Genomic DNA, 14,451 nt, shown 5'->3' with positions numbered 1-14,451 from the left:
GCGCCGAGGCGGGAAGTTGCGTGCGCGCAGCGGGGACCGACAGGAACGGCGCGCGATCGCGGAACGTCGCGCAGAAAAAACGCCGGACTTCGGTGCCCGGCATGGGCAACACGAAGTCCGGCGTCATTGGCGATGCGAATCGGTAAGCGCCCTGGCGGCGAGTTCGGCGCTTCAGACGGCGTTCGAAGCTCGCTCGACCAGGTTTCACCGCCGTCAGGCCACCCGACGGCGATTGCGCACGAGGCTCAGCACCAGCGCGACGAACGCGACGATAAACGCGACGCCCGACCACATCGGCAGCGTCAGCCCGAGAATCGGCGGATAGGCGGTTTCGCACAGGCCCGCGACCTTGAACACGCTCGGCAGCCAGTGCGCGGGGGGCAGGCTGTCGACCACCGGTTGCAGTGCGTCGAAGCCGCAGCTGAAGCCAGGATTCGCCTGGATGTACACATGGCGCGCCGCGGTCGCGATGCCGGCGAGCGCCGACAGCGCCGCCATCACTTCGAGCAGGCGCACGCCGCGCCAGCGCCTGAAGCTCGCGCCGAGGAACGCGAAGATCGCGATCAGCAGGAAGAAATAGCGCTGGATGATGCACAGCGGGCACGGGTCTTCGCGCAGGCCGAACTGCAGATACAACGCACCGCCCACGAGGGCGAGGCAGATCAGGCCGAGCAGAACCAGCAGGGTGCGCTCGCGGCGCAGCATTGCGGAGTCGTTAGTCATGGATCATCGATTGGTCTGGAGACGAAAGGGCGGGTGCCCGCGATTCTAGCGCGAACCCCGGCCGCGCCACTTATTGCCTGAACATTGGCGCGGCGGCGACCGCGCCGGGCAGCCAACCCCGGCCCTCTTTACCGGATCGCTTTCAGCACTGCCTCGGCCGCGCGGCCGATCGCGAGCAGCGCGTCGTCGGCGTGCGGTGCGCCCGCCAGCATCAGGCCGACCGGCGCGTCGCCGCGCAGATGGCACGGCAGCGACAGCGCGCAGCTATCGAGGAAGTTGAACGCGCTCGGATTGCGCAGGATCAGCGCATTGGTGCGGCCGAACGCGTCGTCGTCGTCGAGCAGGTCGGCGAGGCGCGGCGGCACGACCGGCACGGTCGGCGCGACGACCGCGTCGAAACGCTGCCACAGCGTGCGCGCGGCTTCGTCGAGCATCGCGTCGCGCTCGGCGACGAGGTCCAGATAATCGACCGCGCTGGCCGGCTGCCCCTTCATGATGCGCACGAGCACGCGCGGATCGTACTGCTCGCGATGCTTGTCGAGCAGCGGACGATGCCACGCATACGCCTCGATCGACGAAAAGCCGAAGCGGTTGATCTCCGGCAGCCGGTCGAGCGGCGCGAAGCGCACCTCGCTGACGATCGCGCCGGCCGCCTCCAGATGCTTGAGCGCGGTATCGATCGCGCGCGCGACTTCGGGCTCGACGCCGTCGGTCACGAAATTGGTCAGCACGCCGAGGCGCACGCCTTCGAGCGGCCGCGCGGCCGGGATGCGCGGCTCGAGCCCGGCGAGCATCCGGTCGACCAGCGCGCAGCATGCGACCGACACGCCGATCGGCCCGAACGAATCGAGCGTCGACGACAGCGGCACGCCGCCCTGCTTCGGGATGCGCGCGGCGGTCGGCTTGAAGCCGGTCAGCCCGCACAAGGCGGCCGGGATGCGGATCGAGCCGCCGGTGTCGGTGCCGAGCGCGACCGCGGCCATGCCGTCGGCGACCGATGCGGCCGCGCCCGACGACGAGCCGCCCGAAATCCGCTCGTCGCCCTTCACGCCGCGCCGGTACGGCGACAGCGGATGGCCGTAGTGCGGATTCAGGCCGAGTCCGGAAAACGCGAACTCGCTCATGTTGGTCCGCCCGACGATCACGGCGCCGGCCCGCTTCAGACGCGCGACCGCGACCGCGTCGGCCTTCGCGGCGGGCGCGTCGGCGAGCACGACGGAGCCCGCGCGGGTCGGCTGGCCTTCGATGTCGAACAGGTCCTTGACCGACACGGGAATCCCGGCGAGCGGCGAGAGCACGGTGCCGGCCGCGCGCAGGCGGTCGTGCGCGTCGGCGGCGGCGCGCGCGGCGTCGGTGTCGACGTGCATGAAGACGGCGGCGCCCTGGCCAGCCGGATCGGCGATCCGGTCCAGCGCGGTTTCGACGAGCGCGCGGCTCGTCGTGCGGCCGGCGGCGAGATCGGCGGCAAGCTGGGCAAGCGGCGGGAAAGGGGCGAATTCAGTGGCCATGATGTCGGTAGAAATCCGGTTGAGCGCAGCGCGGGCGCATGAGCGAGGCAGTGCGGAGCCAAAGGGAAAGGTCCGTCCGCATTGTAGAGCAAGGTTTTGCGGCCGCGCGGCCTGCTACTGGCGGCGCGGCGCGGCGCGCGAATTCGCCAAAAAGCTGGCCGGTTCGTTTGCTACACTGCGCTTTCCGAGATTACTGTTTGTAAGGAAAGCGCTCATGCACCATGGTATCGGCTTCATCCAGGATCTGGCCGTCGTGATGGCGCTGGCCGGCGTCGTCACCGTGCTGTTCCATCGGCTGAAGCAGCCGGTGGTGCTCGGCTATATCGCGGCCGGCGTGATCATCGGACCGTACACGCCGCCGTTCCAATTGATCCACGACGAACAGACGATCCAGACGCTCGGCGAGCTGGGCGTCGTGTTCCTGATGTTTTCGCTGGGCCTCGAATTCAGCCTGCGCAAGCTGTTCGAGGTCGGCGCGACGGCGATCGTCGCCGCGCTGTCCGAAATCGTGCTGATGCTGTGGATCGGCTACGAGATCGGCAGCGCGTTCGGCTGGACTCCGATGGACTCGCTGTTCCTCGGCGCGATCCTCGCGATCTCGTCCACGACGATCATCGTGAAGGCGCTGTCCGATCTCGGACTCAAACGTGAAAGCTTCGCGCAGCTCGTGTTCGGCATTCTGATCGTCGAGGACATTCTCGGTATCGCGATGCTCGTGCTGCTGACCGGCATCGCGCAGACCGGGCAACTGTCGGCCGGGCTCGCGGCCGTCACGCTCGGCAAGCTGCTGCTGTTCATGACGGTGTCGCTGCTGGTCGGCGTGCTGTTCGTGCCGCGCGCGCTGAACTACGTCGCGCGCACGGGCAGCGACGAGATGATGCTCGTGTCCGTGCTCGGCTTCTGCTTCGGCTTCTGTCTGCTGGTCGTCAAGCTCGATTACAGCATCGCGCTCGGCGCGTTCCTGATCGGCGCGATCATGGCCGAGTCGCGCCATCTGCATCGGATCGAGCATCTGATCGCGCCGCTGCGCGACGCGTTTTCCGCGATCTTCTTCGTGACGATCGGACTGATGCTGAACCCAGCCGTGATGCTCGACTACGCGTGGCCGATCGCCGTGATCACGCTCGCGGTGATCGTCGGCAAGATCGTGTCGTGCGGGCTCGGCACGTTTCTGTCGGGGCAGGACGCGCGCACCTCGATGCGCGTCGGCATGACCGTGTCGCAGATCGGCGAGTTCTCGTTCATCATCGCGACGCTCGGTCTGACGTTGAAGGTGACGAGCGGGTTTCTGTATCCGATCGCGGTCGCCGTGTCGGCATTGACGACGCTGACGACGCCATATCTGATCCGCGTCGCCGATCCGCTCACGCGCCGCATCGGGCAGGCGATGCCCGCCACGTTGTCCAACGTGTTCGGCATGTACGGGCAATGGCTGCGCAGTTTGATCACGGCGCGCGGCGAGCCGACGCTCATCGGCATGACGCGGCGGATCGTATTGCAGATCGCGGTGAATCTCGCGCTCGTCGTGGCCATTTTCCTCGCCGTGTCGTATAGCGCGCCGCATAGCGGCCGGCTGCTCGCGCACTGGCTCGACGACGAGCCGCTGCAACGCGTCGTGCAGTGGAGCGTCGCGCTCGTCGTTTCGCTGCCGTTTCTCGTGGCCGTGTATCGCAAGACCAAGTCGCTCGCGCTGCTGCTTGCCGAAGTCGGCGTGCAGCCGACCACCGCGGGACGCTTCACGAGCGCGCTGCGTCACGCGATCGCCGATCTCGTGCCGATCGTGTCGATGATCGGCGTGTTTCTGCTGGTGGCGGCGCTGTCGGGCAGCATCCTGCCGCCGACTGGCCTGCTCGTCGCGGTGCTCGTGTGCGCCGCGCTGCTGCTCGCGCTCGTGTGGCGCTGGTGCGTGAAAATTCATGCGTCGATGCAGATCGCGTTGCGGGAAACCTTCGAAGAGCGGCCGGATCCTTGAGTCATCGGGGTCGTGTAACGCTTCGCAACAATGTGAGCAATTGTGTGCGGGTTTGCGGGGCCTGCAGCACTGACGGATAATCAGGGCATATTCATTCGTTCGCGTGTAAGGCGCCCGTCCGACAGTCATGAGCGAAAACAAACCCGAAAACGCCGGCACGACCGGCAGTCCGCAGCCGGCCTCCCCCGCGCCGAGCAGTGCGCCGGCCGAACCGGCCGCCTCGCTTCCTCCCTCGCATGAAGATGCCATCCGGTCGGCCGCCAAAGACACGAGCCCGACGGCCGAGGAGGCGACCGCGAGGTCGTCGACCGACGATCCGCTCAGCGCATCGTCGGTCACGCCCGAAGATCCGCGCACGGCGCGGCTGCGCGACGCGGCCGAGGCGCGCAGCGCCGCCGCCGAATCGACCGCGCGGCAGGAAGCCAAGGTGCACGAGCGCGAAGTGCGGCGCGCTGGTACGTACGCCGGCGGCGCGACCATGGTGAAACCCGAGCCGCTCGCGAAACCGACGGTGGCCGCCGGCGAGCCGCGCGCGGCTGGCGGCAGCGCGGCGGACCTCGCCACCGAAGACGAAATCGCCACCGAGGCAGCCGCCGCACCCGCGGCGCGCGCGCCCGGCTCGCCGCCGCCCGGTTTCGGCGCGGCACCCGATTTCAGCGCCACGAACCCGCCGCCACCCAACGCGCTGCCGCCGTCGCCACCGCGCTATCTGAAGCAGAGCGACTCCGCGTGGAGCGTGTTCGGCCGCATCATCGCGGCGCGCGCGCGGCAGCTGTTCGATCGCGCGGGGCAGCGGATCACGCAGCGCACGCTGCGCATCGGCGTGTCGGCGCGCATCTTCCACCCGGAACCGGGCGCGAAGGGCTTGCGCGGCAAGACGCTGCAGTATCTGGAGGAGTCGGTCGCGCACTGGGTGATGTCGCGCGACGTGCTGGTGTTCATGATCCCGACCGTTGGTCATCAGGGCATGCTGCACCCGAGCAACATCCGTCTGCGCGACTATGCGAAGCATCTCGATGGCCTGCTGCTGCAAGGCGGCGCCGACGTGTCGCCGCAGACGTATGCGGAATCGGCGGCCAGCCACGAATGGCCCGGTGACCGCGTGCGCGACATGTACGAGCTCGAACTGCTGCACGAGTTCGTCGAATCGGGCAAGCCGGTGCTCGGCGTGTGTCGCGGCTGTCAGCTGATCAATGTCGCGTTCGGCGGCACGCTATATCAGGACATCGCGACCGAAGTGCCCACCGCGAACGCCCACGTCAACGAAAACTACGATCAGCACCGGCACGGCGTGCATTTTCCGGATGGCTCGACGCTGCTGAACATGTTCCCCGGACGGCACGACGCGATCGTCAACTCGATCCACCATCAGGCGGTAAAGACGCTGGGCCGCGATCTCAATATCGAGGCGGTGTCGGCGTCGGACGGCATCATCGAGGCCGTGCGCTACCGGCGCGCGCCGTTCGTGATGGGCGTGCAGTGGCACCCGGAGTTTCATCGCGCGGGCGGCCCGGAGCTGCTCGATTGCACGCCGTTGCTCGATACGTTCCTGCGGGTCGCGCGGGAGACGCGGTTTTAAGCAAGGCGGGTTTGCGTTGGCGCGGCGTGCGCGGTCGAGGTTGAGTCCGCGGCGTGGTTGCGCATCGGTCCCGCGCTTTCGCTGTTTTCCGCAGCCCGACGGAGCCATTCCATCCATCTGACGCGCTGTCACGTTATGTGGCAGTGCGTTTTCTTCTCTCGAAATAGTCAGGAGTGCGAGCTGGGTGGCGTCTTTATTTTGCGACTGTGATTTCGGGATGGAGTGATTCGCTGCACCAACCGTCTATCTCGATTTCGAGCGTGTCCATTCAGTGCCCACGAGCTTCGCGTCGCGATAAATCCGCGCGATAATCCAACGTCATTCTCGATCGGCGTGGAGCAGGCATATGAAGTACTCCTTGGTTATCCGGCGCGCTATGTTGCTCGCCGGTGTCTATGCGTTGTGGCATACGGGTGTTGCGGTGGCACAGCAGGACAGCGTGAGCGCGCCGCTGGCGGGCACGCGGCCGGCTCCAGGGGAGTTGGCGCCGCGAGAGGCTGGCCCCCAGTCCGTCGCTGAGCCCGAGGTGTCCGCGAATACGCCCGCCGCCGCGCGCGGCGACGTCGCCGGTTTGATCCAGTTGATCCACGACGCGAACCTCAGCGAACTGCGCACGACCTACAACGGCAGCTACGGTGCGAGCCTGTTCTTCCATCCGCCGCGGATGACGTACTACGTCGCGTTGTTTCAGAACAAGCATTTCTGGCGCGTGATCAGGAGCGATTCGGCAGAGCGCGCGGAAGCGATCTACGCCGGTTTCGCGCAGCAGACGCAGCAACTCGCGGACGCCGAGATTCATCGCACGCGGTTGCAGGCGCAGAATGCATATCTGCAGGGCAGCATCGCGATATCGCAGCAGCAGGCGCAACGGCTGCAGACCGATCTCGACGTCGCCCGCACGCAGCAGGCGAAGGTCGACGACCGGCAGCGGCAGACGCGCGACGAGGCGCTCGCGCTGCGCGCGGAGCGCGACAACGCGCAGGCGCAATTGCGTCAGCTTCAGGGCGCGATCACGCGCTTGCAGCAGCAGACGGAAGCGGGTTTGCCTGCGTCGAAGTAACGGCAGCGCTCATTGCGCGAATTGTTCCGGGATTTCGGTGACGCGACGCTGCGATATGTGGTTCATCCACTCGGTGCTATTTGCCGGCAGATTGTTCGACACGGTGGAGCGCGGCAGCGGCGCGACGTCGCGCAAAGACATCATGGCGAACGTCGTTACATCAGCGTATCCGTCTTCGCCGAACCGGGTACGAACGCGCGCTTCATGCGATGGGTCATTCGCGGCATGCCGATTTACCGGAAGCGGATGCGTTTGCACGCGAAGCGCACGACGCGGAGGCGATGAGCGAATCGCGTCACGCGGCGTGGGCGCATGTCGCGTGGCGGTGCGCTGAGGCAAAGCCGCGATGCGCGCGGGTGCGGCGGCGGCCACGTCGGCAGGTAATGGCGGAAGCACAGGAGCCGGTGTGACGGCCTCCGCAATCACCGGTGCCTCGGGACTCGCAACCAGATGCTGCGCACGACGCTTTTCTACCGGCGCCGGCGCATCACGACGGGGCTTCAGAGCTTGCGCCGATTTCAGCATGTCGGAGGCCATATGCCGCGGCGCCAGAGGCTGATCGACGATCCACCACGCCAGCACTGCGACGCAGCCGATTACGCCGGCACTCGCCGCGACCGTTCGCCGATGCCGTACAGTGCGCCGCTGCGCGATTCGCGGCGAGCGGGCCTTGAGCGCGATTCGCATTGGACCCTGAGGCACCTTCCGTTGCATAGCGGGATGCGCCGCCGTCGCGGTATTCGACGGTTCCCCGGCAGGCTGCGTGGCGTTCGCAACGGGCGTCTCTGCCGGCCGCTTCATGTCAGTTAGCACGCCGGTCAGCACGCCGTCGATCGACACCCACTGCCCATACGACAGCAACTGCTGATCTCTGACGCACACGGTGCGCAGCAGCGCGGCATACAGCGAATCGAGCCCGGTTCGCCAGGACAGCAACGCCCAGTCGCGGCCGAACGGTTCGGGCAGGTGGTCGAGCGTACGGAAAGGGGGAAGCGCGAATGCGCCTTCGATCAGGATGAGTGGCGTGCTGGTCATCGGTTTCTTCCGGTGTCTCGGACAGGCTCACCGGTGTGGCAGTGACGGAATCTGTAGGGGGCCGATGAAGCCATCGGCAACAGAAAATCATGCCTCGAAACTACGTCGTCCACCGTTCAGATGACTCCGAAAACAGGACTACCGCCGGCGCGCGCCGTCCCCGCGACGCCACGCGCATCACGCACACTCAACCACGGCGTTCAAGCCTTCAACCGGTACACGTAGCGCAACGCGGTGATATCCACGCCGCCCATCTGATCGGGCTCCGCGCCGACCAACTGCCAGCCGTGTCGCTCGTAAAAGCCGATCGCCGCCGTATTGCCCTCGAGCACGTATAGGTACAGCTGTGCCTCGCCTTGCGCGCGCGTCCAGTCTACGGCTGCGTGCATCAGTGTTTTGCCGACGCCGATGCCCTGATAACCGGGCAGCGCATGCAGGTTGTCGAGCAGCACGCCCCACGCGGACTCGGGCTGGCGCTCGACGCACACGAAGCCGGCCGGCTCGCCGGCCAGCTCGGCGATCAGCACGATGCGGCGCTCGCCGCCCGGCGCGCCGAGACGTGCTTCCCAATAGGCGGCGCGTTCGCGCGTGACTTCGCCGTCGAGGAACGCGTCGGGCAACAGACCGCGATAGGTCGCCTGCCAACTGGCGCTGTGGATCGACGCAATCAGCGCGGCGTCCTCGAGCGTGGCGGGGCGCAGGGAAAGAGCAGGGGTGGTTCGCATCGGCGTAATCGACTGAATGGCCTCGCGCGGACAGTCTACCGCTGCCCGCGGGTGTCGCGCGTAAGCAAACTGTATGCGTTTCGCGTCGACCCTCTCAGCAGTAACATTACGTGGCATCGGCCCGACATCGAGCTCAGCGTTTACCCTCATATCGAATGAGCGCCGTGAGCAGCAAAATGCGGCGCCCCCGGGCGCACTTGCTTATACCTGTGCGTTCGCCTGCAGCATCCGCTTGCCAAGCAGTGGATCGTTTCAACTGCCCGCTCGTCACCGTCCGCGTCGATCCGTCCGACAGGGCGGCGGGCCTATCCGAGAGTGTCATGTCTACAGCGACCCACGCCGCTTCCACCACCGAAGAATCCAAGGTCAAGACAGTGTTCCGCGTTGTCAGCGGCAACTTTCTTGAAATGTACGACTTCATGGTCTATGGCTACTACGCTTCCGCGATCGCCAAGACCTACTTTCCTGGCGGCAGCGATTTCGCGTCGCTGATGCTGTCGCTGTCCGTGTTCGGCGCGGGCTTCCTGATGCGTCCGCTCGGCGCGATCGTGCTCGGCGCCTACATCGACCATCACGGTCGTCGCAAAGGCCTGATCCTCACACTGAGCCTGATGGCGCTCGGCACGCTGACGGTCGCGACGATACCGGGCTACGCGACCATCGGGCTCGTAGCGCCCGTGCTGGTGCTGCTCGGCCGGCTGCTGCAAGGCTTCTCCGCCGGCGCTGAGCTCGGCGGCGTGTCGGTGTATCTGTCGGAGATCGCGACGAAGGGCAACAAGGGCTTCTATTGCTCGTGGCAATCGGGCAGCCAGCAGGTCGCGGTGGTATTCGCCGCGCTGATCGGCGTGGGGCTCAACAAGATTCTGCCCGCCGAGCAGATGTTCGCGTGGGGCTGGCGCGTGCCGTTCCTGATCGGCTGTCTGATCGTGCCGTTCCTGTTCATCATCCGCCGCTCGCTGCAGGAAACCGAGGAGTTCACGGCGCGCAAGCATCGTCCGAGCGTGGGCGAGATCCTGAAGTCGATGCTCGCGAACTATCCGATCGTGCTGGGCGGCATGGGCATGGTCGTCATGACGACCGTGTCGTTCTACATGATCACCGCTTACACGCCGACCTTCGGCAAGGAAGTGCTGAAGCTGTCGGCGATCGACGCGCTCGTCGTCACCGTCTGCGTCGGTATCTCGAATCTGATCTGGCTGCCGTTGTCCGGCGCGTTGTCGGACCGCGTCGGCCGCCGTCCGGTGCTGCTCGCGTTCACGATCCTGACGATCCTCACCGCGTATCCGGCGCTGCAATGGCTCGTCGCCGAACCGTCGTTCGCGCGTCTGCTCGCCGTGCAGCTGTGGTTGTCGTTCCTGTACGGCTGCTACAACGGCGCGATGGTCGTCGCGCTGACCGAAGTGATGCCGGTCGAAGTGCGAACCGCTGGCTTCTCGCTCGCGTACAGTCTCGCGACGACGATCGGCGGCTTCACGCCGGCCATCGCCACGCTGCTGATCCACGTGACCAGCAACAAGGCGGCGCCGGGCCTGGTCCTCGGCGTGGCGGCAATCTGCGGTCTGCTCGCGACGCTGTTCCTGTATCGCACGCCGGAGGCGCGCAATCAGTATCGGGCGGCCTGACGGTTCACTTCGTGCTCTGAAAACAAAAGACCCCGCGCTAGCGGGGTCTTTTGTTTGCGGCGCGTGGTCTGTGGCTAGCCGTGCCGCAATTCGTCAGCGACCACCTCGACGACTTCATCCCACGAGCCCGGCCGCGGCTGACGTACGAGCGTCGCGCCGGGATACCACGGGCTGCGCGTGTCGCCGTCGAACCAGCGCCAGTCGGCGGCGAACGGCAGCATCAGCCACAGCGGCTTGCGCAGCGCGCCCGCGAGGTGCGCGATCGACGTGTCGATCGACACCACCGCGTCGAGCCGCTCGACGATCGCCGCGGTATCCGCGAAGTCGCCGATGCGGTGGTCGAAGCGATGGATCGCGGCCGCGCGCGGATGCGCGTCGAGCGCCGCGCGGTCGTCCTCGGACAGATCGGGCTGCAACACGATCCAGTCGATGCCATCCAGTGCGAACAGCGGCTCCAGCGCGGCGAGCGGCATCGTGCGGGTTTCGTTGCGCTGGATGCGCCCCGACCATGCGAGCCCGATCTTGCGCTTCGCCTGACCGCCGAGCGAGCCGCGCCATTTGCGGCCATAGGCCGGCGGCACGCTCAGATAGGGCGTGCGCGCGTCAATCGTGTCGTAGCGCGTGCCGAGCGCCAGCGGCAGGCTCAAGAGCGGAATCTGCAGATCGGCGGCGGGGCGCGGCTGGCCCTGCGCGATCAGCGAGACGCGCCATGCCTGCGCGACGGGCGCGAAGAGCGGCACCAACTGCGGCTGCACTTCCAGCACGACGCGCGCGGCGCGAAGCGCTGCGCGCGGTACGAAGCGCACGAACTGCAGCGTGTCGCCGAAACCCTGTTCGGCATGGATCAGCAGCGTGTGTTTTTCGATCGACTCGCCGTGCCAGCGCGGCAACGTCTGGATCACCGGTTGCGCGACGGTTTGCAAGCGCCATTCGTATTCGGGCAGCCCGCGCTCGAAGTCGCGCATCGCGAGCCACGCGAGCGCACGGTTCATATGCGCGGACGCGAGATCCGGGCGCAGCCGCAACGCCTGATCGAGCGCGCGCACCGCGGCCGCGTGCGCGCCGAGCGCCTGGTGCGCGGTGCCGAGCGCAAGCCACGCGAGCGCGAATTGCGGATCGAGCCCGACCGCGCGCTCCAGATACGGCAGCGCCTGTTCGGCACGGCCGAGCGACGCGAGCGCGTTGCCCATGCCATAGATCGCCGGCGGCAGGTTCGGCTGCAGACGCAGCGCCGCTTCAAATGACGCGACTGCCCGCGCATGGCGGCCGGTCGCATCGAACGTATTCGCGAGATTGAAGTGCGCGGCGACGAAGCGCGGCTCGGCGGCGAGCGCGGCCTCGAAGCAGGGCACTGCCTCGTTCGGTCGATCGAGCGCGTTCAGCGACATGCCCATGTTGTTCAGCGCGCCCGCGTGACCGGGGCGCAGCTCGAGCGCGCGCCGGAACGACGCGATCGCGTCCGCGTGACGGCCGAGCGCGTGCAGCGCGTTGCCGAGATTGTTGTGCGACGACGCGTCGTTCGGCTGCAGGCGCAGCGAACGTTCGAACGCATCGGCGGCGTCTTCGTGACGGCCTTGCGACGCGTACGCGTTGCCGAGGTTGTAGTGCGCCATCGGGAAGGTCGGCGCGAGCGTCAGCGCGTTGCGGAACTGCTCGATCGCGGCGTCGATCTGGCCGAGCGCCTTCAGCGCATTGCCGAGGTTCAGCTGCAGCGCCGCGTCTTCGGGGCGCAGATCGACCGCGCGCCGCACCAGCGCCGCGGCTTCGGCGTGCTGGCCCTGCTGGTGGCGCAGCACGCCGAGCAGATGCAGCGCGTCGACGTGGCTGGGGTCGTGGTCGAGCGTGGCGCGGTAGCCGCGTTCGGCGTCGTCGAGGCGGCCGTCACGATGCGCCGCGAACGCGCGGTCAAATACAGGTTGCATGACGGGGAGGGCATTTGGATCAATCAGACTGAGGGCGCATTTTCCCATACTTGCGCAAGCGGCCCGGATTTGCGCGGAGGGTGAGTTCATGGGCAACGACGGATGGAACCCCCGCGCGACCCGTCTTGCCGACGCGCGATTGATGCAGCGCACCCGTGTGCGCAAGAGTGGCGGCGTACACTAGGGTCTGTTTACATATGGAACGCACGTGCGTTGCCTCCGGAGTTCCGCATGGACGCTGCCGCCTACGACGCGTCGCCGGTGCTGATCGTCGGGGCCGGTCCTACCGGACTTGCCGCAGCGATGAGTCTCGCGCGCGCCCACGTCCCCGTGCGCCTGATCGACAAGGCGCCGCAGCCGAACCCTTACTCGCGCGCGATCGGCATTCAGGCACGTACGCTCGAACTGCTCGAGCAGCATCGGCTGGTCGAACCGTTTCTCGAGCTCGGCCATCGCGCGCGCGTGGCGAATCTGTTTTCGAACGGCATGCGGCTCGCGCAGCTCGATTTCGACCCGTTGCACACGCGCTATCCCTATCTGCTGTTTCTCGACCAGTCGGTGACCGAGCGGCTCCTGACCGAGCATCTGGCGACGCTCGGCGTGAAGGTCGAGCGCGGCGTCGAGCTCGTGGCGTTCATGCAAGGCTCCGCGAGCGTTCAGGCGACCTTGCGCCGCGCGGACGGCCGCACGGAAGCCATGCGCCCGTCATATCTGATTGCGGCCGATGGCGCGCACAGTTCGATTCGCCATCGCCTCGACCTGAACTTCGAGGGCAAGACCTTCGACCAGACCTTTCTGCTCGCCGACCTGCATGCCGAAACCGACTGGCCCGACGACGAGTTCCATATCTTCGCGTCGGGCGACGGTCTCGTCGCGCTGTTTCCGATGGGCCACGGCCGCCATCGTCTGATCGCCGATCATGCGGTCGAGCCGTCGGACAGCGCCGCGCCGCCGGCCCCCGCGGTGCTCGGCGAGCCGCCGCTGGAGCGGGCGCCGGCGCCGTCGCTCGAACAATGCAAGGCGCTGATCGCGCGACGCGTGCGCGAGCGCGTCGACGTGTCGGATCTGGCGTGGTCGGCGTACTTCCACGTGAACAGCCGGATGGTCGATCGGCTGCGCGTGGGCCGCATCTTCCTCGCCGGCGATGCCGCGCACGTACACAGCCCCGCGGCCGCGCAAGGCATGAACACCGGCATCCAGGAAGCGCTCAATCTCGGCTGGAAGCTCGCGCGCGTGATCGGCGGCGCGGCGCCGGATCGTCTGCTCGACACGTATCACGCCGAGCGACATCCGATCGAGCGCGAGGTGCTGCGGCAGACCGGTTTCATCACGCAGATGGCCGAGGCCGATCACGGACCGATGAAGCTGCTGCGCGAGCGCGTGATGCCGGTGCTGGCCACGTTCGGTCCGCTGCGCGATGCCGCACGCGCGACGATCAGCGAGCTGTCGATCCAGTACCGGCGCAGTCCGCTGACGCTCGAACGCGTGCTCGACGGCGGCCCGCGCGCGGGCGAGCGCGCACCCGATGCGCTCGTGCACGTCGTCGACGGTCCGCTCGGGCGCGCGCCGGGCGTCGGCTGCATTTTCGATCTGCACGATCCGGCGTTCTTCTCGTTGTTTCTGCTGTTGCCGCCGCTGCCCGTCGATGGCACGCCGCTCGATCCCGCCGCGAAACATGCACCGCCGCCGGACCCCGAAGTAGAAAAGCTCGCCGCCGAGGTCGAGCGGCTGCTGCCGAACGCGGTGCGAATCTGGCGCGTCACCGATACGAGCGGCGACGGCGGCCCGGCGTTGTCCGAATCGTATGGGCGCACGCGGCCGTCGTTTTATCTGGTGCGGCCCGACGGCTACATCAGCGCGCGCGGACGCACCGGCTCGGACCTGCACGGTCTCGTACGGCACTGCGAAGCGTGGTTTACGGTTGGGGGAGAGATATCGGAACAGGCGACGTTGTGATCGGCGCCGCCGGTTGCGTGGCATGGGCACGCACGCGGCAGCGGATCGCGCCGCCGCGCCTGGTTGATTGGGGAAACCGCCCGAGCCTAAGCCGCCGGCGCCTGGGCCGGCGCCGGCGTCAACTTCTCGCGATACCTGACGATCGCCTCGCGCGTGAAGTCCGATAGCGCGATGTCATACGTGTCCGGCGCTTCGTCGAGCGTCGCGAGCAGCGCGCGACGCATGCGCGGCTCCCAGAAGCGGCGGATGTGTTCGGCGACGCCGGTCAGCGCTTCCTCGTGGTCGGGCATCGACTCGAAGAAGTCGCCGATCCGGTTCGCCATGTCGATCAGATTCCGATTGTCCATGG

The 14,451-nt window shown here is 67.2% G+C and carries 11 protein-coding genes; 5 read left to right on the top strand and 6 right to left on the bottom strand.

Translation table 11 applies throughout. The features are described from left to right. Nucleotides 1–213 precede the first annotated feature (213 nt). Nucleotides 214–723: a disulfide bond formation protein B gene (locus OKW27_RS24520; protein ID WP_090801357.1), complete on the bottom strand. Its 510-nt coding sequence runs from the start codon at nt 721–723 to the stop codon at nt 214–216. 128 nt (nt 724–851) lie between these two features. Continuing rightward, on the bottom strand, nt 852–2,231 hold the full coding sequence (locus OKW27_RS24515; RefSeq protein ID WP_429335134.1) for an amidase: 1,380 nt from the start codon (nt 2,229–2,231) through the stop codon (nt 852–854). Nucleotides 2,232–2,445: 214 nt separating this feature from the next. Here OKW27_RS24515 and OKW27_RS24510 point away from each other — a divergent pair, with 214 nt between their 5' ends. The 3 genes from OKW27_RS24510 to OKW27_RS24500 all read left to right on the top strand — a co-directional run bounded on the left by OKW27_RS24510 (nt 2,446) and on the right by OKW27_RS24500 (nt 6,842). Further along, nucleotides 2,446–4,203, top strand: coding sequence for a cation:proton antiporter (locus OKW27_RS24510; protein ID WP_429335133.1), 1,758 nt, complete (start codon nt 2,446–2,448; stop codon nt 4,201–4,203). A gap of 127 nt (nt 4,204–4,330) precedes the next feature. Further along, entirely contained in the window at nt 4,331–5,782 is a 1,452-nt protein-coding gene (locus tag OKW27_RS24505) for a gamma-glutamyl-gamma-aminobutyrate hydrolase family protein (RefSeq protein ID WP_090801352.1), read from the top strand. A gap of 346 nt (nt 5,783–6,128) precedes the next feature. Then, nucleotides 6,129–6,842, top strand: a complete 714-nt coding sequence (locus OKW27_RS24500; protein ID WP_429335132.1) for a DUF2968 domain-containing protein — start codon at nt 6,129–6,131, stop codon at nt 6,840–6,842. Between the two features lie 9 nt (nt 6,843–6,851). Here the strand turns inward: OKW27_RS24500 and OKW27_RS24495 are convergent, their stop codons facing one another. Continuing rightward, nucleotides 6,852–7,877: a hypothetical protein gene (locus OKW27_RS24495; RefSeq protein WP_429335131.1), complete on the bottom strand. Its 1,026-nt coding sequence runs from the start codon at nt 7,875–7,877 to the stop codon at nt 6,852–6,854. A 200-nt stretch (nt 7,878–8,077) separates the two neighbouring features. Next, nucleotides 8,078–8,602 (bottom strand): GNAT family N-acetyltransferase, encoded by a 525-nt coding sequence (locus tag OKW27_RS24490; RefSeq protein ID WP_018421404.1) that lies wholly within the window; start codon nt 8,600–8,602, stop codon nt 8,078–8,080. A gap of 320 nt (nt 8,603–8,922) precedes the next feature. Between OKW27_RS24490 and OKW27_RS24485 the strand changes: the two genes are divergently transcribed. Next, complete coding sequence (locus OKW27_RS24485) at nt 8,923–10,224, top strand: MFS transporter (RefSeq protein ID WP_429335130.1); 1,302 nt, start codon at nt 8,923–8,925, stop codon at nt 10,222–10,224. A gap of 74 nt (nt 10,225–10,298) precedes the next feature. Here OKW27_RS24485 and OKW27_RS24480 read toward each other — a convergent pair whose 3' ends face one another. Further along, nucleotides 10,299–12,146 carry a tetratricopeptide repeat protein gene (locus tag OKW27_RS24480; protein ID WP_429335129.1) on the bottom strand — a complete coding sequence of 616 codons (1,848 nt, stop codon included), beginning with the start codon at nt 12,144–12,146 and terminating at the stop codon, nt 10,299–10,301. A 231-nt stretch (nt 12,147–12,377) separates the two neighbouring features. Here OKW27_RS24480 and OKW27_RS24475 point away from each other — a divergent pair, with 231 nt between their 5' ends. Continuing rightward, nucleotides 12,378–14,102, top strand: a complete 1,725-nt coding sequence (locus OKW27_RS24475) for an FAD-dependent monooxygenase (RefSeq protein WP_429335128.1) — start codon at nt 12,378–12,380, stop codon at nt 14,100–14,102. A gap of 86 nt (nt 14,103–14,188) precedes the next feature. Here OKW27_RS24475 and OKW27_RS24470 read toward each other — a convergent pair whose 3' ends face one another. Continuing rightward, nucleotides 14,189–14,449, bottom strand: a complete 261-nt coding sequence (locus tag OKW27_RS24470; protein WP_184027626.1) for a formate dehydrogenase subunit delta — start codon at nt 14,447–14,449, stop codon at nt 14,189–14,191. Between the last annotated feature and the right edge of the window lie 2 nt (nt 14,450–14,451).

The sequence above is a fragment of the Paraburkholderia sp. 35.1 genome (genome assembly GCF_050436525.1).
GTDB classification, from domain to species: Bacteria; Pseudomonadota; Gammaproteobacteria; order Burkholderiales; family Burkholderiaceae; genus Paraburkholderia; species Paraburkholderia tuberum.
The sequence above is the reverse complement of the archived record's forward strand: the minus strand, read 5'-3'. Positions and strand labels throughout refer to the sequence as shown.